At 72.0% G+C, this 20538-nt stretch carries 21 protein-coding genes and 1 pseudogene; 12 read left to right on the plus strand and 10 right to left on the minus strand.

Annotation, left to right across the window (positions count from 1 at the left end; translation table 11 throughout):
- Positions 1-125: 125 nt before the first annotated feature.
- The 5 genes from WMF42_RS07150 to WMF42_RS07170 form a co-directional block, all read right to left on the minus strand.
- Entirely contained in the window at positions 126-782 is a 657-nt protein-coding gene (locus WMF42_RS07150) for a YIP1 family protein (RefSeq protein ID WP_061613097.1), read from the minus strand.
- Positions 779-1144, minus strand: a complete 366-nt coding sequence (locus WMF42_RS07155; RefSeq protein ID WP_434046152.1) for a DUF2089 domain-containing protein — start codon at positions 1142-1144, stop codon at positions 779-781. The genes WMF42_RS07150 and WMF42_RS07155 overlap by 4 nt, the downstream gene beginning before the upstream one ends.
- A 216-nt stretch (positions 1145-1360) precedes the next feature.
- Complete coding sequence (locus WMF42_RS07160) at positions 1361-2482, minus strand: polysaccharide lyase (protein ID WP_437691081.1); 1122 nt, start codon at positions 2480-2482, stop codon at positions 1361-1363.
- Positions 2483-2583: 101 nt separating this feature from the next.
- A complete protein-coding gene (locus WMF42_RS07165; RefSeq protein WP_437691083.1) occupies positions 2584-3465 on the minus strand; it encodes a galactose mutarotase in 882 nt (293 codons plus the stop codon).
- A 16-nt stretch (positions 3466-3481) separates the two neighbouring features.
- Positions 3482-3772: a hypothetical protein gene (locus WMF42_RS07170; RefSeq protein WP_061611618.1), complete on the minus strand. Its 291-nt coding sequence runs from the start codon at positions 3770-3772 to the stop codon at positions 3482-3484.
- Between the two features lie 339 nt (positions 3773-4111).
- Between WMF42_RS07170 and WMF42_RS07175 the strand changes: the two genes are divergently transcribed.
- The gene (locus tag WMF42_RS07175; RefSeq protein WP_437691085.1) at positions 4112-4309 is read left to right on the plus strand and encodes a hypothetical protein; all 198 of its coding nucleotides are present in this window, start codon (positions 4112-4114) and stop codon (positions 4307-4309) included.
- Positions 4302-4658, plus strand: a pseudogene (locus WMF42_RS07180) (nucleotidyl transferase AbiEii/AbiGii toxin family protein); the annotation flags it as partial. The gene WMF42_RS07175 and the pseudogene WMF42_RS07180, both read left to right, overlap by 8 nt.
- A 31-nt stretch (positions 4659-4689) precedes the next feature.
- On the opposite strand, the gene WMF42_RS07185 reads toward WMF42_RS07180, so the two are convergent.
- Positions 4690-5727: a M28 family metallopeptidase gene (locus WMF42_RS07185; RefSeq protein ID WP_437691087.1), complete on the minus strand. Its 1038-nt coding sequence runs from the start codon at positions 5725-5727 to the stop codon at positions 4690-4692.
- A 116-nt stretch (positions 5728-5843) separates the two neighbouring features.
- A complete protein-coding gene (locus tag WMF42_RS07190) occupies positions 5844-6335 on the minus strand; it encodes an LEA type 2 family protein (protein WP_061611629.1) in 492 nt (163 codons plus the stop codon).
- A 148-nt stretch (positions 6336-6483) separates the two neighbouring features.
- Between WMF42_RS07190 and WMF42_RS07195 the strand changes: the two genes are divergently transcribed.
- The gene (locus tag WMF42_RS07195; protein WP_061611615.1) at positions 6484-7446 is read left to right on the plus strand and encodes an alpha/beta fold hydrolase; all 963 of its coding nucleotides are present in this window, start codon (positions 6484-6486) and stop codon (positions 7444-7446) included.
- Here WMF42_RS07195 and WMF42_RS07200 read toward each other — a convergent pair.
- Together WMF42_RS07200 and WMF42_RS07205 are read right to left on the minus strand one after the other, a co-directional pair.
- Positions 7384-8391, minus strand: coding sequence for a penicillin-binding transpeptidase domain-containing protein (locus WMF42_RS07200; RefSeq protein ID WP_437691090.1), 1008 nt, complete (start codon positions 8389-8391; stop codon positions 7384-7386). The two genes, WMF42_RS07195 and WMF42_RS07200, sit on opposite strands and share 63 nt — an antisense overlap.
- 29 nt (positions 8392-8420) lie before the next feature.
- Positions 8421-10370, minus strand: coding sequence for a MutS family DNA mismatch repair protein (locus WMF42_RS07205; protein WP_233561956.1), 1950 nt, complete (start codon positions 10368-10370; stop codon positions 8421-8423).
- Positions 10371-10484: 114 nt separating this feature from the next.
- Here WMF42_RS07205 and WMF42_RS07210 point away from each other — a divergent pair, with 114 nt between their 5' ends.
- The 9 genes from WMF42_RS07210 to WMF42_RS07250 all read left to right on the plus strand — a co-directional run bounded on the left by WMF42_RS07210 (position 10485) and on the right by WMF42_RS07250 (position 19053).
- Complete coding sequence (locus tag WMF42_RS07210; RefSeq protein ID WP_437691092.1) at positions 10485-11474, plus strand: transaldolase; 990 nt, start codon at positions 10485-10487, stop codon at positions 11472-11474.
- Between the two features lie 307 nt (positions 11475-11781).
- Positions 11782-12546: a class I SAM-dependent methyltransferase gene (locus WMF42_RS07215; RefSeq protein ID WP_081426708.1), complete on the plus strand. Its 765-nt coding sequence runs from the start codon at positions 11782-11784 to the stop codon at positions 12544-12546.
- Between the two features lie 8 nt (positions 12547-12554).
- Positions 12555-13403 (plus strand): class I SAM-dependent methyltransferase, encoded by an 849-nt coding sequence (locus WMF42_RS07220; RefSeq protein WP_061609977.1) that lies wholly within the window; start codon positions 12555-12557, stop codon positions 13401-13403.
- Positions 13396-14442, plus strand: coding sequence for a polysaccharide deacetylase family protein (locus WMF42_RS07225; protein WP_437691094.1), 1047 nt, complete (start codon positions 13396-13398; stop codon positions 14440-14442). The genes WMF42_RS07220 and WMF42_RS07225 overlap by 8 nt, the downstream gene beginning before the upstream one ends.
- Before the next feature lie 113 nt (positions 14443-14555).
- A complete protein-coding gene (locus tag WMF42_RS07230) occupies positions 14556-15563 on the plus strand; it encodes a hypothetical protein (protein ID WP_061609975.1) in 1008 nt (335 codons plus the stop codon).
- A gap of 176 nt (positions 15564-15739) precedes the next feature.
- The gene (locus WMF42_RS07235; RefSeq protein WP_061609974.1) at positions 15740-16066 is read left to right on the plus strand and encodes an acyl carrier protein; all 327 of its coding nucleotides are present in this window, start codon (positions 15740-15742) and stop codon (positions 16064-16066) included.
- A complete protein-coding gene (locus tag WMF42_RS07240; RefSeq protein ID WP_061609973.1) occupies positions 16063-17007 on the plus strand; it encodes an SAM-dependent methyltransferase in 945 nt (314 codons plus the stop codon). The genes WMF42_RS07235 and WMF42_RS07240 overlap by 4 nt, the downstream gene beginning before the upstream one ends.
- On the plus strand, positions 17004-18677 hold the full coding sequence (locus WMF42_RS07245; protein WP_437691097.1) for an AMP-binding protein: 1674 nt from the start codon (positions 17004-17006) through the stop codon (positions 18675-18677). The genes WMF42_RS07240 and WMF42_RS07245 overlap by 4 nt, the downstream gene beginning before the upstream one ends.
- A gap of 190 nt (positions 18678-18867) precedes the next feature.
- On the plus strand, positions 18868-19053 hold the full coding sequence (locus tag WMF42_RS07250) for a hypothetical protein (RefSeq protein WP_061609971.1): 186 nt from the start codon (positions 18868-18870) through the stop codon (positions 19051-19053).
- A 23-nt stretch (positions 19054-19076) separates the two neighbouring features.
- Here the strand turns inward: WMF42_RS07250 and WMF42_RS07255 are convergent, their stop codons facing one another.
- Positions 19077-20204, minus strand: a complete 1128-nt coding sequence (locus WMF42_RS07255; RefSeq protein WP_437691099.1) for a glycoside hydrolase family 5 protein — start codon at positions 20202-20204, stop codon at positions 19077-19079.
- Positions 20205-20538: the final 334 nt, after the last annotated feature.

Raw genomic sequence — 20538 nt, forward strand, 5'->3', positions numbered from 1 at the left:
ATGAGTCCTCCGAACGAGCAGTGGAGTTGTCCAGCGCGGCGCGAGCGCACCTCTGCGCCCTCGCCGCCGGGCGAGCACGGATGAGCGCGCGCCGCGTGAGCCGCGCGGCGCGCCGGGGAGCCGGATCAGCCGAGGTGCGCGAGCGCGACCTTCGAGACGATCTCCGAGGCGATCACGAGGCCGATGAACCCCGCGATCAGCGCGGCGCCGCGCAGGCCAGAGGCGTTCTTGAAGGCCTGATAGAGCAGCGCCAGGAACCACGCGAGGCACAGCGTCGCCGCCACGGCGAAGACGGCCAGCTCGGGCGTCAGCCTCGGCACCGCGCCGGCCGGCGCCTCGGGGGCGAGCAGGCCGAGCGCGAGCCCCGCGAGCGCGAGCGGCGCGCGGGCGAGCCCGGTCACGCCGACGAAGTCGATGAGCCGCACGCGGCGCCGCAGGAGGCGCGCGTACGACCAGAAGAGCAGGGCGGGCGCGAGCCACGCGACGACCTGCTCGAGGAGCGCGGTCCTCATCGGGACGACGTCCGGCGCCGCGTGCAGATCGAGGAAGCCGTCGAATCGGACGCCGAGCCGCGTGATGGCGAGGCTCAGCCCGGCGACGGCGAGCCCCGCCGCCGCGGCGACCCCGCCGCCGAAGCGCTCGAACGGGTTCAGCGCGAGCCGCCATCCGCTCCGGGAGGGCCGCGGCGACAGGGTGGCCAGCAGCCGCTCGCCTTCCGCAGGCTGGATGACGTTGTCGCGCACGAGCGCGCGCACTCTCTCGTCGGGCGTTGTCATCCTCATAGTCCCACCTTTCGCAGCGCCTCCTCCGCCTCCTTCGCGGAGAGCCGCCCATTCTCGAGCGCGTCAAGGATCTCGTGCCGGCGCTTCTGGACCCCTTGCTCCAGCGATTCGAGCCGGCCAATGACCTCATCGAGCCGGTTGCGCACGGTCGGGTAACTGACCTGAAGGAGCTGCGCCATCGCCTTCAAGCTCCCCGACGAGCGCACGAACGCGGTCACGAACGCGAGATCGTCCGGCGAGAGCTGGAGCAGCGCCGGGATCTCGAACTGACCATCCAGGTTGGTTCCGCAGGTCTGGCAGCCGAGCCGCGTGGCGCGCAGCTCGCCGTCGCAGCTCGGGCATCGAACGACAAATCTTGCCACGGGATACGTCTAGTATCGATCCGGGCTCAATTTTGTCAACGCGATGCTAACAAAAATTGATTCGTGAATTGATTTTGTTGAGCAGGGGACCGGACCCCGCCCGGCTGGAAGGGGCGGCGTGAGGCGAGCGGGCGCCCGGCCCCACGCCGCGCATCGGTGGCGCGGCCGACGCGGCGCCGCCCGCGCCGCCGGCTCAGCGCCGCGCGAACCGCCGGCTCAGCGCCGCTCGCGCCGCCGCGCGAACGCGAGCGCGGCGACGAGGCCGGCGAGCGCCAGGGGCCCGGGCGCCGTCGGCGACCCGGCCGCGCTGCAGCTGCAGCCGCCCTCGTCGCCCTCGTCTTCCGGCTCGTCGGTCCCTCCCGAGCCGGTCGAGCCGGCGCCGGAAGCGGCGGAGGTCGACGCGCCCGAGCCGCTCGTCGCGGCGTCGCCGCCGCCCGAGCCGGTGCCGGTGCCCGCGCCGCCGGTGCCGCCGGTGCCGCTGCCGCTGGTCGCAGCGCCCGCGCCCCCGGCGTTCTCGCCGCCGCCCGTGCCCCCGCCGCCCGCGCCCCCGGCGCCGCCCTCCCCGGACGAGGGCAGGGCGGGACGCACGTCCTCGAGCGTGTCGCCTTCCACGGCGTCATCGAGGAGGAGGATGGGGCTGTCCGTGAACTCGGCCGGGTTGCGCAGCAGGCCGAGCTGCGTGAAGTGCGCGTTGCCGTCGGCGAGGGTCTGCGCCTGGCCGGCGGTGACCACCTGCTCGCCGTCGAACCACACGTCCACGGAGCCCTGGCTCGGGTTCGTCGACCACCGGACGTGCAGCGCGATGCGGTGCCACACGCCGGGCGTCACCGCGCCGTTCGCCTGCCACTGCACCTTGTTCGCGGGCTTGCGGGTGGCAAAGCTGATGTTCTGCCCCGTGACCTCGAACGACATCATCTGATTGTACGTCGCGTCGGACTCCCAGTACCCGATCTGCGTCGGCGGGTTCGCCGCGAGCGCCTCGGGGAGATAGAAGCTCCAGGCGAAATACGTCTCCTTGCCCTCGGCCGTGCGCCCCGCGGCCGGCTTGTGGTTCAGCTCGACGCGCTTGATGCCGTTGGGCCACGTGGCGTCGTTGGTGAGCTGGATCCGCCCGGCGCGCGTGCCCTGCAGGACAGGCGACGTCACCACGGAGATGCGCTCGCCGTTCAGGCTCGTGTTCCACTGCGACAGGTCGCCGGTCTCGAAGTCCCCGGTCCACACAGGCGCCGCGGCGGCGCCGGTCGTGACGGTCATCGCCAGCGCGGCGGCGGGCAAGGCGGAGAGGGCGGAGAGGAACCTCGGCCGCCGCCCGAGCAGCGCTCGGCAGCGGGCAAGCACGGTTCGACGTTCGGTAAGGATTGCTGTAGAAGTCATCGGCGGATTCCACGCCTGTTCCGCCTGGGCGTCAACCGTGAAGCGTGACCCGCAGGAGCGCAGACTCAGGCGGAGTATTCGACCCAGAGCGACAGCGTCTGCCGCGAGGGCAGGTGGATGAGGCGCTCTCCTGTGTTGAGGGCGTCGCCGGGGCAGGTCCAGGGCTCGAGGCAGACGAAGTCCTTGCCTTGCAGGGTCCACACGACCCAGTGGGTGAACTCGGGCGAGGCGCGGACGGCGACGCGCAGCCCGGCCTCGCCCCCGATCGCGAGCGCGCTCTCGGCGGCGCCGTGATCGATCAGGTGGAGATCGACCTCGGGCCGGGTCAGGTCGAAGCCGGAGAAGGGCGCTTCCTGCTTCGTTGTGTTGTCGAACGCGCGCGTCGCCCGCGTCTCGATGGTGGTCCGGGCCTTGTCGGCCTGGGAGACGGCGAAGTAGGGGTGAAACCCGGCCCCGAACGGCATCGGCGGCGCGCCGCCGCCGGTCTCGTTGGTGATGCAGAGATCGATGCGGAGCGCCCTGCCACGCAGCGTGTAGGTGAACTCGGCGCGGAAATCCCAGGGGTACTGCGCGCGCGTCGCCTCGCTCGAGCGGAGGACGAGGCGCGCGTAGGCGCCGCCCGACGCGAGCGTGCCATGGTCGTCGAGCGACCACGGCAGGGTGCGGGCGAAGCCGTGCTGGCGCATCTGGCCCGCCGCGCCGGCGGCGGACCAGGCGTCGCCGGCGAGCTTGCCGGGCGAGGGGAAGAGCACCGGGTTGCCGCCGCGCACGTTGGCGGCGCGATCGTCGAACGTGGCGCGATCCAGGTAGAGCAGCTCGCGGCCGCCGACGGTCAGCCCGGTCAGGATGCCGCCGCGGGCCGGGGCCAGCACCGCGCGGCTCGCGGCGTCGCTGTCGGCGAGCTCGACGGTGGGGATCGCTCCTTCGATTTGCTTCACGCTGAACATGACGCCTCCGGTCCCTTCATTTCCTTTGCAGCCACTCGAGCAGCGCGACGAGCCCCGCGAGCGCCGCGATCGGGAGCGCGATCCACCCGAGGACGGTCGCCCAGCCCCGGCGCAGCGAGCGGCCGCCGCGGTCCTCGCACGCGAGGCAGATCGCCCACACCCGCGCGCCGCCCTCGGTGAGCACGCAGCAGTCGCCGCACACGGGCGCACGGCAGCGCGCGCACGGCCCCGCCGCCTCGGCGCCGCAGCGCGCGCAGCGCGCGACGGGCCCGCCGCCGCCGTCGTGGAAGATCAGGCCGCCGGACATCGGGCTGCGCTCTCGGGCGGCGGCGCCGCGGCGGGGGGGTGGACGGGCACGGGCGTCTGCTCCGGCCCGATTCTGCAAGCTCCGGGGGCTCGAGACAACCGGGAGCGCCGGGACCCAGGGCAGGCGGGCGCGCGGCGCGCCGGGCGCGAGCCGCGCACGCCTCGGCGCGGGGCCGACGCCGCCCCCCGTCGTCACGGCTGCGGCGCCCAGGGAACCTGGTAGGTTCGCGTCGAGGAAGCCCATGCCGTACGCCAGCTCTCGGGCGGTACGTGCGAGGCGGCGCTGCGAGCTCGTCCTTGCCGGGAGTGCAACGATCGGGGCTTTCGCTATCCTTGAACCATGATCGTCGGTGAGGATCTCGAGCAGCTCCGGCTGCTCCTCTGGAACAGGGAGGATCACGCGATCACGGAGGAGGAAGCCCTCGCGTTGTACGAGGCGAACCGACAGTGGGTCGATCGCGCCTCGATGAACGAGCACGAGCGGCGGTTCTTCGATTATCTTGTCACCCGTTACGGCCGAGGCGTGTTTCATGGCTGAGCGACACGAGCACCGACGGATCATCGACTTGCTCGCGTCCCTCGACGCTGGTCTTCTACAACGGGCGGAGTGCTGGTTTGCTGGTGGAACGGCGATATCGCTCCGCTGCGACGAGTTCCGGCTCTCGCGCGACGTCGACTTTCTCTGCGCCTCACGTGAGGGATACAGGATGATGCGGCACCGCGTCTACGAGGCCGGTGTTCGCGGGCTCTTCACCTCCGATGTCACCGTTCGACGCGAGCTACGCGCAGATCGCTACGGCATCCGCGTCGTGCTCGATGTGGCCGGCGCGCCGCTCAAGCTCGAGATCGTCAGCGAGTGCCTGGACTCAAAGCCTGTCGGGCGCCTCGCCGTCCGGAGCACCGGTGGGCCGCGTCATCTCACGCGAGCCCCGCCTCCAGCATGCCGAGCAGCATCTGCGCCTCGTGGCGCCGGCCCTCGGGCAGCCGGCCCTCGCCGTCGCACGCAGCGAGCAGCGCCTCGGCCGCCAGCCGCCCCTGCCGCGCCTGCGGCGCCAGCTCCTCGAGCGCACCCGCCAGCCCCACGAGCAGCCGCAGCGAGGAGGCGTCGTCGCGCGCGCCGCGCAGGAACGGGACCCGCGGCTCCGGGCGCGCGCAGGTCTCGCGCACGAAGCGCTCGATCCAGCGCGACGTCGCCTCCATCTTCGCGAAATCGAGCTTCTCCGGCGTGTCCTCTGGCGTGTGGTAGACGCGCGACCGCCCGCACGTCAGGAACAGGAACGGCACCTCGCGCTCCCAGAAGGCGAAGTAGTCGGAGAGCGGCGGGATCACCTCCGCGTCCGCCCGCCGCACGATCACGCCGGGCTCGGCGCGCGCGATCGCGTCGACGTGCGCCGCCGTCCCCGCGCTCCGCTCGGCCCCGAGCGCGATGAGCGACCGGCGCACCTCGTCGGGCGTGCCCTCCGGACCGAGCGCGTGGCCGACGAGATCCATGCACACCATCATGTCGATGCGGTCGAGCGGGACGGGCGAGCGCTTCGCGAAGTGCACCGAGCCCATCGTGCCCGAGAGGAAGTGAGGCGGCTCCTCGCCGTCGAACGCCGCGACGATCACGCCGCGGCCCGCGGGGCGCGCTGCCGCGAGCGCGCGGGCGACGTCGACGAGGATCGCGACCGCCGCGGCGTTGTCGTCCGCGCCCCAGAAGACCTGCTGTCCGAGGCTCCCGAGGTGATCGAAGTGCGCGCCGACGAGCGTGTACCGATCGGTATCCCCCGCGAGCGTGGCGAGGACGTTCGCGCCGCCGAGGCCCGGCACCGGCTGCTCGAACGGGTCGAGCCCGGCGGCGCGCAGCGCCTCGACAACGACCGCCCGCGCGGCCGCCCCCTCCTTCGTCCCCGGGCGGCGCCCCGCGCACCGGGGCGAGCACAGCTCCCCCACCACCGCTTGCATGTCCGGCATCGCGCCGAGCGTATCACGGTGATCTCCGCGACCGCGGCGATCAGGGGGATCGCGCGGCAGCGGCCCGCGCGCGGGATCGCGATCGAGGGGTGGCGTGGGAGCGCCCGGGCGCTCGTTCAGCGCAGGCCGGGGAGGCCCAGGCCGGGCAGCGAGTTCCCGATCGCCGCCATGAGCTGCTCGTGCGTGATCGTCCCCGCGAGGCGGAACGGCAGGTCCACGTTGAGCGTCTCGCCGCCGATCGCGACCGTGCCGTTCACCTGGTACGGGACGCCGCGGCCCTGCGCCCCCAGCGCGGCGATGCTGGTGAGATCCTGCCACTTCACCGACAGCGGCACCTGGATCGGCGTCCACTGCTTCGCGGACAGCTTGAGCGGCGCGGGCACGGTCACCGTGCCGACGTCGTACTTGCCGTCGAGCAGCACGTTCGCCTTCATCGAGCGCGTCGTGAGGTCGATGCTGTTCGGGTTGTACGCCTGGATCTGGACCCGGAGGTCGATGCCCTGGGCGGTGACGGCGGTCACCACGGCGGCCTCGGGCCTGAGCGTCGGCGGCTCGGGGCGCGAGCACGCGACCAGGGTGACGGCGGCGGCGAGGAGCAGCGATCGCACGGGACACATGTGGCGCGGAATCCCATGGAGCTCAACGGAAATCGGGCCCAGCGCCGCGCGCGGCAGCCCGAGCAGCGCCCCCTTCCACCGCCCGCTCCGCCGCCCTTCCGCCCGCGCCGGGATCTCCCCGATCTGCTATGCCCGGCGGATGGGCATCCTCCCGCTCGCCGAGCGCCTCGCCAAGAGGGCGCTGAACAGATCCGGAGTGCAGAGCCGCTGGGTCGAGACGTCGGTCTGCAGGCTCCACCTCTACGATGCCGCGGGCACCGGCCCGCTCCCGACCGTTGTCCTGCTCCACGGCATCGGCTCTTCGGCGCTCCCGTACGCGCCGGTGCTGCAGCGCCTCCGGCGGCGCGCCCGCCGCGTCATCGCCGCCGAGGCGCCGGGGCACGGGTGGAGCGCGACGCCGGCCTCGGCGTTCACGCCGGAGTGCCTCAGCACCGCCATGAACGAGCTGCTCGACAGCGAGCTCGACGAGCCCGCCATCGTCGTCGGCAACTCGCTCGGCGGCGCGGTCGCCGTGAACTACGCGCTGAGCTCGCCGGACCGCGTGCGCGCCCTTGTGCTCGCGTCGCCGGCAGGCGCCTGCATGGAGCAGGCCGAGCTCGCCGCGCTGCTCGGCACGTTCAAGCTGCGGTCGCGCGCCGACGCGCGCGCGTTCTTCGCGCGCCTCTACCACCGCGTCCCCTGGTTCACCCCCCTTGTCGCCGGCGACGTCATGCGGATGTTCGCGCGCGAGACAATCGTCTCCTTCACGAGCTCGACCCGGTGCGACCACGCCTTCACCCCCGAGCAGCTCGGCTCGCTCTCGATGCCGATCCTGCTCATCTGGGGCCGCTCGGACCGCCTGATGCCGGGCGCCAACCTCGAGTACTACCGGCGCCACCTGCCGCCGCACGCGGAGATCGAGGAGCCGGAGGGCGTCGGCCACTGCCCGCACGTCGACGACCCGCGCCGCTTCGCCGCGCGGATCGCCGCGTTCGCCGAGGGGGTGCTCGCGAGGGGAGCGGGCGCGGCGGCGCCGGAGGCCGCCGCCGCGCCGGCCGCGTCAGGCGTCGCCGGGGAGCGCGCCGTGCCGCTGGAGCAGGGCACGGGTCAGGCTGCGACGTAGCGGCATGAGCCGCTTGCTGTCGCTGTCCTTGCCGAGCAGCACGGTCGCGTAGAAATAGGTGTCCGCCCCGCGCTCCACGGAGCCGACAAGCCAGCCGGTGGTCGTCCGCTCGTCGACCGCCAGCCCTGTCTTGCCGCGCAGCGTGTAGGCCGGCGTCTGCTCCAGCACGATGATCCGCTTCACGATGTCGAGGCTCCGCGGCGAGCAGGGCAGCGCGCCGGCGTGGAGCCGCCGCTGGAAGTCCACCTGCTCGTGCGGGGTGATGCGCAGCCCCCCTGTCAGCCAGAACCTGTCGATGCCCCCGGAGATGTCGCGGTTGCCGTAGCCGAACGCGTCGAGGTGCGCCTTCATGCGCTCGGGCCCGATCCGGCGCGCGACCTCCTGGTAGAACCAGAAGACCGAGTACTTCATCGCCGACGCGAGGTCGTGATCGCGGTTCCAGTCGGGGATGCTGCGCTTCACGCCGTTCCACCGCAGCGAGAAGCGCTCGTCCGGGATGACCCCCGTCTCCAGGCCGATGATCGTGTTCGGGATCTTGAAGGTCGACGCGGGCATGTACCCCGCCGCCGCCCGGTCGGGGTTCACGACGTGGGTGACGCCCCGCGCGGCGTCGAGCAGGACGAACGCGCCGTCCACGCCCTCGGCGCGGAGGAGCGCCGCCCCACCCTCGTCGACCTCGGTGCGCATCGCGGGCGCCGCGGCGGCCGGCGCGCCCGCAGCAGGCGCGGCCGGCGCGCCCGCAGCAGGCGCGGCCGGCGCGCTCGGCGCTGGTACCGGCGAGGCCTCGCCGGCGCTCGGCGGCGGAGGGGGAGGTGGTGGTGACGGCGGCGGCGCCGTGGCGCAGGCGCTCGCCGCCGCGAGGGCCGCCAGGAGCGCGCAGCAGAGGAGGGCACGCGCCGGCGCGAGGGGGCGCCGCGGGACGGCTGACGAAGGCGGAGTCGGCATGGCGCCCGCAACGCCGCCGTGCGCCGCGGTTATTCCCGCGCCGTCGCTGTCGCCGTCGCGGCGGTCGGCGTGCCCGCGGCCGGCGCCGCCTCGATCCCGCCCTCCGCGTAGTCGAGGTCGATCCCGACGATCTTCATCAGCCGCAGCGCGTTCGCGCTCGTCACCACGCCGGGCTTCAGCGTGTAGTCGAACGTCATCTTGTCATCGACAACGAGCTCCTCGAAATGCATGTTGCGCACCCGGCCCGAGGTCTCCTGCTCCAGCACGGCGAGCCCCATGTCGTGCGACGACACAGCGCCGATCGCCCCCTGCTCCACGAGGTGGCGCACGACAGCCCTCGCCCCGATCTGGCGCTCCCGCGCGTTCGTGCCGTGGAGGATCTCGTCGAGGAGGAACAGCACCCGCTCGCCCGCGTTCACCCCGTCGACAACGCGCTTCAGGCGGGTCAGCTCGGCGTAGAAGTGCGAGACGCCGTGCTCGAGCGAGTCCTTGATCCGCATGCTCGTCCGGACGCGGACAGGCGACAGCGCCAGGGACGACGCGCAGACAGGCGCGCCCGCGAGGGCGAGCGCGGCGTTCACCCCGATAGCGCGGAGGAGCGTGCTCTTGCCCGACATGTTCGAGCCCGTCACGAGCAGCGCCGCGCCAGCGCCCTCCAGCGAGACGTCGTTCGTCACCCGGCGGTCGCGCGGCAGGAGCGGGTGCCCGAGGCGCGTCGCCGTGAAGCGGGGCGCGCCGTCCCGCACCTCGGGGTAGGCGTAGTCGGGGTTCTCGTGCGCGAACGTCGCGAGGCTCGCGAGCGCCTCGATCTGCCCGAGCGTCCGCATCCACGCCTTCACGTGCCGGCCCGCGCGCAGCTTCCACCGCTCCAGGGCGAGCGCGCACCACACGTCCCAGAGCAGGAAGATGTCGGCGACCAGGTGGATGAGCCCGCTGTGGCGCAGGTCCGCGTAGCCCACCCGGGTCTCGAGCGCCGTCATCTCCCGCGAGGCGAGCGCGCCCGAGGGCCCCGCGAGCGTCGCCTTGAGCTCGTTCAGGAGCGCCGACGAGAACGCCTGCTGCTCGATGCGCGCGAGCAGCGGCCGGTACCGCGCGAACGGCGCCTCGCGCGACGACGCCGCGGCGATGATCGGCGCGATCGCCGGCCGCAGCATCACCAGCACGACGAACTGGGCGCCGAGCGGCAGGAGCCACGCGTGGCGCAGCAGGCCGAGCTCGGCCGCGGGGAGGAGCCGCGGCGCCGCGAGCAGCGCGAGCGTCAGCGGCACGAGCACCTTCGCCGCCGTCACGAGCGCGCCCACCGGGAGGCCGCCGGCGCGCGCCCCGTCGCCGATCAGCGCCGAGGGCGCCTCGGCCCACGCGATGAGCGGGGCGGCCTCGCGCCCGCGCGCCCCCGCCTGCATGCCCACCACGGCGAGGTCCTCGCGGAACGCGCCGAGGCCGGCGAGCTCGCGCACCGCCTCCTGCCGCGCCGCCACCTCGGGCGCCGGGGCGGGCTCCGTGAGCCAGGCCGCGAGCGTGGCCTCCCCCTCGCCTGTCTGGGCCACGTCGAGGAGCTGGAACAGCGACGCCTGCCCGAACACGTCGAGATCGCCCGCGTAATCGTGGTCCGGCGCGGCGAAGCGGTCGCCCCGCTCCGGGAAATCGGCGAAATCGCCGGCCACGCGCCGCTTGCCGCGCACGTAGAGCCCGATGCGCTGCTCGACCTCCGTCATCCGGGTGACGAGGCGCGCGTGCGCCACGAGCAGCCCGAGGAACAGCGCTGTCACCGCCCCGGCGGCGTACGGGACCCACGGCGGCACGCCCCCGAAGAGCGCGTACCCCCCGGAAACGGCCGCGGCCACGAACGAGACCCCGCGCAGGAGCGAGAACGTCCTCGACCGGCGCTCGAGCGCGCCGGCCTCGGCGCGCAGGACCGACAGGCGGTCGTCGTAGGCGGACAGGACGCGTTGCGCGACGGAGGTGGGGGGCGGCTCCACGGGGCGCTGTCCATAGGCCACCCCCGGCCGTGCTTCCAGCGGGAGGGGCGGCTCCTCACACGATGGTCACGAAAGCCTGGAGGCGTCCTGCCCGGCTGCTCGTACAATGGCGCCATGGACCAGAACCTGCTGGAGCGCCTCAAGGCGTACACCGTCGTCGTCGCGGACACCGGCGACATCAACTCGATCGAGAAGTTTCGCCCGCAAGACGCGACGACCAACCCGTCGCTCATCACGGCGGCGGCCCAGATGGCCGAGTACACCGACATCGTGGGCGGCGCGCTCGCGTGGGCCCAGAAAGAGGCGGCCCGCGGCGACGAGCCCGGCGACGCGGTGAGCCTCGCCTTCGACCGGCTCGCCGTCGACTTCGGCCTGCGCATCCTCAAGATCATCCCCGGCCGCGTCTCGACCGAGGTCGACGCGCGCCTCTCCTACGACACCCAGGCGACCATCGAGAAGGGCCGCCGCATCATCCGCCTCTACGAGGAGGCCGGCGTCTCGCGCGAGCGCGTCCTCATCAAGATCGCCTCGACCTGGGAGGGCATCCGCGCGGCGGAGGTCCTCGAGAAGGAGGGCATCCACTGCAACCTGACCCTGCTCTTCGGGCTGCACCAGGCGATCGCGTGCGCCGAGGCGGGCGTGACGCTCATCTCGCCGTTCGTCGGGCGCATCCTCGACTGGTACCTGAAGGACACGGGCCGCGCGAGCTACGCGCCGGCCGAGGACCCGGGCGTCGTCTCGGTCACGAAGATCTACAACTACTACAAGAAGCACGGCTACAAGACCGAGGTCATGGGCGCGAGCTTCCGCAACATCGACGAGATCAAGGAGCTCGCCGGCTGCGACCTCCTGACGATCTCGCCGAAGCTGCTCGCCGAGCTCTCCGCCGCGCGCGGCGAGCTTCCGAGGAAGCTCGACCCCGCGGCCGCGCGCGCCATGAACATCGAGAAGATCACGATGGATGAGGCGACGTTCCGCGCGATGCACACCGCCGATCGGATGGCGAACGACAAGCTCAGCGAGGGCATCGACGGCTTCGCCAAGGCGCTCGCCGCGCTCGAGGTCCTGCTCCGCGAGCGCCTCCAGAAGACGGCCGCTTCCTGAGGGCGGGCGAGGCGCGCGCGGGCGCGGGGGCCAGGCCCGGAGGGAACGGGCTTGACGCTTCGTCAACCCGCGCGCGACGCGCGCACCTCACCGTAGACGCGCCGCGCTGGAGACGCGCCGCGCTGGAGACAGAAGAAGGCGGAGGGCTCGCTTGCGTGCCGCCCTTGCGGTCTTCTAGGATTCCTCAACCTGGATTGCTCTCGGGGCCGCATCGGGCCGCGCGCGACGGCGAGCGCGGCCCGACGCGGTTCTCTATCCCGGTCGCCGGTGGAGCTGTCCCCGGCGCAGGTCATCGAGGAGGCGGCGCTTGAGGCTCACGTCACAGGAGTACTGGGAGAATCACTGGAAGGGCTACCTCGGCACCGAGGACCTGGGCGGCGGCTGCGAGATCTACGACGACGTCGCTCCCTTCCTGCCGCGCGGAGAGGGTTTGTCGTTCCTCGAGATCGGGTGCGCGCCGGGCCGCATCCTCGCCGACTTCTGCGGGCGCCTCGGGTACACGGCCAACGGCCTCGACTACGCCTGCGACCCGGCGATCGTCGAGCAGGAGCTCACGAAGCGCGGCATCCGGGTCGGCCGGATCGAGAAGGGGGACTTCTTCTCCTGGAAGCCCGCGGAAAAATTCGATATTGTTGCATCCTTCGGGTTCATCGAGCACTTCCAGGACGCGGGGTCGGTGGTGGATCGGCACTTCGAGCTGGTGAAGCCGGGAGGCACCGTCGTCGTGGGGATGCCGAACTTCGCCGGCGGGCAGAAGGCGCTCCACTGGCTGTTCGACCGCAAGAACCTGAACGGTCACAACACCCGCATCATGAACCTGCCGTTCCTCGAGGCCGCCGCCCGCCGGAACGGCGCCGAGATCGTCCAGGCGCGCTACACGGGCGGCCACTTCGACTTCTGGCTGGACGATGAGGCGCCGCTCCTGGCGCGGCGTGTCGTCCGGAAGCTCGTCTCGGCCACCAAGGTGCTCGCGCGCCGCGTCGTCCCCGGCGAGACGAACCCCTGGTTTTCTCCCTTCCTCTTCGCCATCTACAGGGCACCGGCGTCGGCCGTGAACGCGCCTGACGCCTGACCTCCCCGATGACCGAGACCACCGAACCCATCATTTCCCCGCCGGCCGTCCTGGACGCGGACGCCGACCGTCGCTTCCGCGAATGCGCGCAGCGCCACGGCTGGGATCCGGAGGACGCGTGGGTGGGGGGGTACGTCGACTGGGAGTGGCGGCACAGCCGCCACGCGTTCGACGACCTCTTCACGTCGGTCCGCGGCAAGAAGGTGCTCGAGTTCGGCTGCCACCTGGGCGGGACGTCGGTCGTCCTCGCCGCCCTGGGCGCGGACGTTACAGCGATCGACGTCGACCCCCAGTACGTCGAGCTGACCCAGCTGAACGTCGAGCGCCACGGGGTCGCGGACAAGGTGCGCGTCCTGCACGTCCCCGACACGACAGCGTTGCCGTTCGCGGACAGGGAGTTCGAGCTCGTCTCGTGCAACAGCGTGCTCGAGTACATCCCGCCCGCGGTCCTCGGCGCCGTCCAGCGCGAGCTCGACCGGGTGCTCCAGCAGTGGGGGTTCATCGTCATCCTGGGCACGAGCAACCGCCTCTGGCCGGTCGAGCAGCACAGCCGCCGCGTGCTGATGAACTACGTGCCTCGCCCGCTGCGCCCGCTCTTCCCGGGCAGGTCGATCTACAGCGTGTTTCCCTGGGAGCTCCGGCGGGGGTTCGGCGATTATGCGGACATATCGCAGCAGGATCGGGGCCGGCTCATCGTCGACCTCAAGGCCAAGATGGGCATGTCCGGGCCGAAGCTGATGGCCTTCTCCGGGGCGAACCGGGTGCTCGGCCCGCTCGGGATGCACGTGGGCTACGTGGCGCCGACGATCACGATGATTCTTCAGAAGCGCGGTGAGGGAGGTACAGGCGATGTCTGACGGGAGGACGCGGGTATACATTACCGTGGACGTGGAGTGCGCCGAAGAGCGCATCACGGGCGACAACGTCTCTCCCGCGATGGGCTACGATCTCCGCATCTGGGGCCGCTTCGTCAACCAGCGCGACCCCCTCGGCATCGAGCTCATCATGCGCGAGCTCGAGGCGTACGGGCAGCGCGGGACGTTCTTCGTCGAGGCGATCGGCTCGTACAGCTTCGGGATGGAGGGGCTCACGAACGTGTGCCAGGCGCTCCACGGCCGCGGCCACGACGTGCAGCTCCACGTCCACCCGGTGCAGCGGCGCGCGGACTGGCACTCCCGGGGCGAGGCCCGCGTCTCGGACGACATCGCCGACTACCCGGTGGAGGAGCAGACGCGGCTGCTCCTCGAGGGGCGCGACCTGCTCGTGCGCGCGGGCGTCCCGGCGGGCGAGCTGCTCGGCTACCGCGCCGGCAACTTCGGCGCGAACAACGACACCTGGCGCGCGATGAAGCGCGCGGGGCTCGTGCTGAGCAGCAACTACAACCCCTGCTACTTCACCAAGAACTGCAAGATGCAGTATCCCGGCGCGCGCCTCGGCCTGTTCGAGACGCCCGAGCCCGGGGTGTACGAGCTGCCGGTCACGAACTTCATCGAGCCGACGAAGCGCTTCAGGCACCTCCAGATCACGGCGGTGACGCTCGACGAGATCAAGCATTGTCTCCTGCGCTATCGCGCGCTCGGGGTGAAGGAGGTCACGCTGGTGACCCACTCCTTCGAGTTCTACTTCCTCGACTCCGCGGCGGAGCGCCGCGGCTACCCGAACCGGCTCAACGTGGAGCGGCTCCGCGGGCTTTGCCGCTTCCTCAAGGAGAACTCGAGGGATTTCGAGGTCGACACCGTGGGCGCCCTCGCGCGCCGGCTCGCCGACGCGGCGCCCGACGCCGACGAGGGCGCGCCGCCCTCCCTGCAGTTCCCCCAGTCGAACGCCATCCACCACGCCCGCCGCGTCGTCGAGCAGGCGTACAAGCGCGTCGCCCAGCGGTTCAACTTCGGCTGACCGCGGCCCGCGCGGCGGCCCGGCGGCGCCCGGGCGAGCGGCTCGGCGGCCCGTCCGGCGCCGGTCCGGCGTTGGTGCGCCCTCGATCGCCCCGCCGGTGCTAAGTAGCGCGCATGCGGCTGATCGGACAGATCCACGTTTCGCTCAAGGGCAGCATCATCCAGCGCAACCCCACCGTCTGGGAGCGGCTGAAGCGCGGCTTCGGCGCCACGGTGGACCTCGACACCGATCGCATGCGCGTCGAGCTCGAGGCCACGGCCGTCGTCGACCAGGTGCGGCGGGCGCTCGGCCAGCTCGGGGTCGGCAACGCCCTCTCGCTGGTCATCGACGATACAGTCATCTTCCAGGACACCGACGGCAAGCCCGACGACCTCCCCGATCTCGTGCTCGCGCTCTCCGAGCACTCCGCCGTGTTCGGGCGCGGCTTTCAGGAGCTCCGGTTCGCCGCCGAGCACGAGGAGGCAGGGCTGCACCTCGTCATCGAGACGCGGGCGCGCACCGAGCACGCGGACGAGGAGCCGACGGGGATCATCTCCGTCGGCGGCCGCGTGCGGGACCTCGAGCCGCGAGCCGGCGAGTCGGCGGACGATTACCGCCGCCGCGTCGAGCCGCTCGCGAAGGATCCGGCGCTGTTCGAGACGGCGCGGATGCAGTTCGAGTCGTTCGTCGGGCGGCTCGAGGGCGCCCTCAAGGCGGCGATGCCGGAGGCGAGCGTGGTGCAGCACCACGCCGACGCGCGCGTCGTGCACGCGCCCTCGGGCGACGGCGCGGCCGCGCCGCAGCCTTCAAGTCCCACGCATCCGGCCTATGACCCGTTCCTTGTCTATTATCCGCCCAGCCCCCTCGGGATGATGCTGGACGTGATGCTCATCTCGTCGTTCATGCACATGATGATGCCGCCTCACGTGGTCTTCGTGAGCCCCGTGGGCACGCCGCTCGGCACGGCGCAGGAGGCCGCGGCGGATCCTGGCCTCTTGAATGCCAGCGATCGCGGCGGCGACGCCGATGACGCGGGCGGCGCGGGCGACGGGGGAGACGACGGCGATCCGTGGGGCGATGACGGCGGCGGCGTCGATGACGGCGGCGGGTTCGACGGCGATCTCGGCGACTTCGGCGACTGAGCCGCGCGGCGCTCCGACATCGAGGCGCCGCGGGCGCCGGCGAGCGCGCTCATCCTTGATGGACGACGAATGGCAATCATGGTACGGCCTATTACGGCCGTGGCCCGCGCTTGCGTGGAGTTCCTCTCGCTGGCGCGCTGAAGGTCGCGCGCGCCGAAACCGGAGCAGGAGATCGCATGAACAAGAGCGAGGCGGCGCTGGGCAAGCAGCCGCAGGTGGCGGGCGGGGGAGATCCGGAGATCGCCCGTGAGGTCCGCGCCATCATTGCAGAGCGATGCGGAATGAGCGTCGATGCCGTGACTCCCGACCTGTCGCTCGAGAGCGGCCTCGGCGTGGATTCGCTGGCGCTCATCGAGGTCAACGTCGCGCTGGAGGAGCGATTCCAGATCGTGGCGCCGGATTTCGCGGCGCCCGATCAGGCGCATATCAGCACGGTGGGCGACGTGATCGCCTTCGTGGAGGCGCAGCTCGCGGCGCGGGGCGGCCGGGGAGGGGCGCCGTGACCGCCCCGCGCACGCGCGCCGAGCGCGAGGCAGCCGCCCGGACGCCCGAGGAGCAGCGGGAGCACGAGCGGCGGGAGGTGGCCGCCCATTACCAGAACGACCCGGAGATATTCTCCCTCGTCCTCGACAGCCGCCTGGCCTACGCGACGGGCATCTTCCTCGATCCCGGCGAGAGCCTCGAGGCGGCGCAGGCGCGCAAATACGACTGGGTCCGTCGCGAGCTCGACATCCAGCCCGGCGAGCGCGTCCTCGACGTGGGGTGCGGCTGGGGCTCGAACCTCATCTATCTCGCCGAGCACACGGGCGGCAGCTTCCGGGGCGTCACGCTGAGCGACAAGCAGCGGCAGGAGGCGCTCCGCCGCGCCGACAGCGCGGGCGTCGCCGGGCGGGTCCGCATCGATCTCGCGCACATCGAGGACATCGACCTCGAGCCCGAGTCGCTCGACGCCGTGCTCTTCGTTGGCAGCATCGTCCACATGCACAACCGCGAGCGGATCCACCAGAAGATCGCCGCCGCGCTGCGCCCGGGGGGCCGCCTGCTCATCTCGGACTGCTACTTCCCGGCGCGCGCCCGCGGCGACCGGGAGAGCGCCGCCACGCAGTACATCTTCGTCCAGGCGCTCGGCTACTGCCGCCTCATCTCGCTCGCCGAGGAGCTCGGGCTCATCGAGCAGGCAGGCCTCGACGTCCGGCGCGTCGAGGATCTCACGAGCTCGTACGTGCACACGGTCGCCCGGTGGATCGACAACGTGCGCGCGAACCGCGCCCGGATCGACGCCCGCGCGCCCGGCTTCTCGCGGCTGCTCCAGACGTACATGACCGTGGGCCGGCTCTCCTTCGCGCGCCGCACCGCGCTCGAGTACATGATCGTGGCGACGAAGGGCGGCGGCCGCGAGCGCCTCGGCGTCGCGCCCTCCCCCGAGCCGAGGCGCGCGCCGTGAGCCGCGGGCCCTCTGCGCGGACGGTCGCGGGCCTGCTCAGGGCGCGGGCCGAGGCCACGCCGGAACGGTTCGGGTTCCACCACAAGCAGCAGGGCGAGTTCGTCGGCTGGTCGTGGGCGGAGTACTGGCGGCGGGCGTGCGCGGCGGCGTCGGGGCTCATCGAGGCGGAGGTGCGCCCGGGCGACCGCGTGCTGCTGCTCGTGACGGACGTCGAGGTGGCGGTGCCGTGCCTCTTCGGCGTCTGGGTGCTCGGCGCGGTGCCGATCCAGGTCGGGGTGCCCTACCGGCTCACAGACATCGCGGCGTTCCTCGGCGAGCTCCGGCGGACGGCCGCGCGCGTCGGCGCGCGCGCGCTCGTCGTCTCGTCCGCGCTCCTCGGCTTCGCGCAGGGCGAGGGCGGGGCGGACGACCTGCTGCAGCTCGCGGCCGAGCCGCTGCTCGACGCGCCCGTCGCGGGCTCGCTCCCCGATCCGGAGGGCGCGCCCGGCCCCGCGCTGATCCAGCTCACGAGCGGGAGCACCGGGCACCCGCGCGGCGTGGTCATCCCGCACGAGCGGCTGATGCTGCACCTCGACGCGATGAGCCAGCGGCTCCCTGTGCGCGGCGAGGGCGCGGGGGGCGTGTCGTGGCTGCCGCTCCACCACGACATGGGGCTGGTCGGCGGGCTGCTCTTCCCGCTCTTCAACGACTTTCCCGTGCACATGCTCTCGCCGCTCGAGTTCCGGACGCGGCCGTTCTCGTGGCTCGCGGAGATGTCGAGCATCCGGGGCGCCATCTCGCTGGGGCCGCCGAGCGCCTACTCCATCTGCATCGGGCTCGCCCGCCGCGCCGTCGAGGCGGGGCTCGACCTCGGCGCGTGGCGGTGCGCGATGATCGGCGCCGAGCCGATCTCCCCCGCCTTGCTCCGCCGCTTCGCCGAGGCGTTCGCGCCGTGCGGCTTCCGCATCGAGGCGTTCTTCCCCGTCTACGGGCTGGCCGAGGCGACTGTCGCCGTGACCTTCCCCGACCTGCTCGCCCCGCCCCGCGTGCTCACGGTGGACCGCGGCCTGCTCGAGCGCGAGGGCCGCGTGGAAGAGGCAGCGCCGGGGCCCCTCTCGCTGGAGCTCACCGGCGTCGGCAGGCCGATCCCGCGCACGGAGCTCCGGATCGTGGACGCGGGGCGCGCCCCCGTGCCCGAGCGCACGGTGGGGGAGATCGAGGTGCGCTCGGAGACGGTGATGGAGGGGTATTTCAACGAGCCCGAGGCGACGGCCGAGGCGCTGTCCGACGGGTGGCTGCGCACCGGCGATCTCGGGTTCGTCGACAGCGGGACGCTGTTCGTCACCGGCCGCAAGAAGGAGGTGATCATCAAGGGCGGACACACGATGATCCCCGCCGTGATCGAGGAGATCGCGTCCCGGGTCGACGGCATCCGGGCCGGGTGCGTTGTCGCGGTCGGGCTGTACGTCGAGGAGCGCCAGACCGAGTCGGTCTACGTGGTGGCCGAGACGCGGGCCGAGGCCTCGGAGCACGCCGGGCTCGCGGAGCGCGTGCGGGAGGCGCTGCGGGCGAACGGGGTCACCGTGGACCAGGTCGTCCTGGTCCCGCCGGGGGAGCTGCCCAAGACGACGAGCGGGAAGCTGCGGCGGCGCGAGGTGGCGGAGCGGGTGCGGGCGGGGGCGATGCGCTGAAGGGCGCCCACGGCATTGGCGCTTACGGGGGGAGCGCCGGTCTGTCGATGAACCGTCCCGAAGGGGGCTTTTCCGTTCTCCTCAACGAGGGACAGACTTGCCGTGATCCGGCCGATTTCGCGGGCGTCGCAGGGCTGCGCGCGATAAATCCCGGAATCGCTCTCCGGAGCACAACCGAACGGGAACGTCCATGTTGAGCCGGCCGAGAGACCACAAGTCCACCTGTCCCGCGCCGCTTTCGCCCGAGGCGCGCGCATGGGAGCTGGAGCAGCTCCGGGCGCTCGGCCTCGAGGACGACGACTGGAGCTCGGACGAGCAGTGCCCCTTCTGTGCCGGGCGGCCCCTGTCCGCGGACAGCCAGCGAGAGCGCGGCTGAACCGCCCGCGGACCCCGCGCGGATCACTCGGCCATCTTCGCCTTCACCCACTTGCCCGACTCGGTGAGGTCGTTGTCGGTCCAGTTGCCCGAGGGGTTTGACCTGGGCTTGAGGGCGGAGCACGCCTCGTTCTTGTCGCCCAGCGACCAGTTGGCCCAGCTGATGTCGTGCGAGTCCAGGAAGTTGAGCCATGTCTGCGACTCGCCGAGATCGAGCGTGCCGTTGCCGTCGGCCGAGCAGGTGCCCCACTCGGTGACGAAGAGCGCCAGCCCCTTGTCGATGGCGCGCTGGGCCTTGTCGCGCAGGAAGCCCTTGTGCGTGCTGGCGTAGAAGTGCAGGGTGTACGCCACGTTCGGATCGCGGAGGGGGTTGTCCGCGGCGATGTCCACGTCCTGCGACCAGTTGGGCGAGCCGACGATGACGAGGTTGTTGGCGCCCTGGCCGCGGATCTCGGCGATCACGGCCTCGGCGTACGACTTCACGTTGGACCAGCTGTTCGTGTTGAGCGGCTCGTTGAAGACCTCGAAGATCACGTTGGGCACGTTCTTGTAGGTCTGCGCCACCTCGCGGAAGTAGCTCTTCGAGAGCTCCAGGTGGTCCTGCGCGTTGTGATCGTGCCAGTCGAGGATCACGTAGAGGCCCTTCGCGATCGCCGCGTCGGCGACGGTCTTCGCCTTGGCCTTCTGGCCGCCCTGGTCCTCGAGGTACCCGCCCTCGTTCTCGATGCCCATCGCGGCGCGGATCACGGTCGCGTTCCAGTTGTCCGCGACCGACTTGACGACGTCGGCGTTGTAGTAGTTGCTCCACTGGCTCCAGAACAGGCTCATGCCCTTGAGCTGGACCGGCGCGCCGTGCTCACCGACGATGTTGCCGTTCATGACCCGGAGCTGCCCGTGCCGCTCCACCGGCGTCCCGCTCGTGGGCACCATCCCGGAGCTCGTGCTCGTCGTCGTCGTCGTCGTCATGTCCCCGGTCCCCGTGGTGGTCGAGCTCGCCGAGGTCGCCGTGGTCGTCGTGCTCGTCGCCGTGGTCCCCGTGGTGGTCGAGCTCGCCGAGGCCCCCGTCGTCGTCGAGGCCCCCGTCGTCGCCCCGCCGCCGCCGGCGCCGCCCGCGCCGTCGTCCGTCGACGCGTCACCGCAGCCGATCGTCATGGCTGCCTGCAGCGCGACCACCGCCAGGCCGAGTGACCACGTCGACCTGCCAAGCACACCTCCAAGCGAAACGCTCTTCATCATGTCCTCCAAGGGAAGTTCCGGATGGCGCGGCATTCAACGGGCAGTCCAGCTCCATGGCAAGCCCTCTGCGTCATCATGGTTAAGAGAATTGACTTACTCTCGGTATGGGGTGCAGCGCATAATTTTACAGCGTGCATCTCTCGACGAAGGGCGGCCGCCGGTCACCGTCGCGGCGCGAGGCGGAGCCTTCACGGGCGCCGATCTGGCCGAGCCGTGGTGTGCAAGCAATTGAAAATTTTTCCGCAAGACG

Origin of the sequence: Sorangium sp. So ce176 (genome assembly GCF_051519835.1) — a bacterium.
Taxonomy (GTDB): Bacteria; Myxococcota_A; Polyangia; order Polyangiales; family Polyangiaceae; genus Sorangium; species Sorangium cellulosum_G.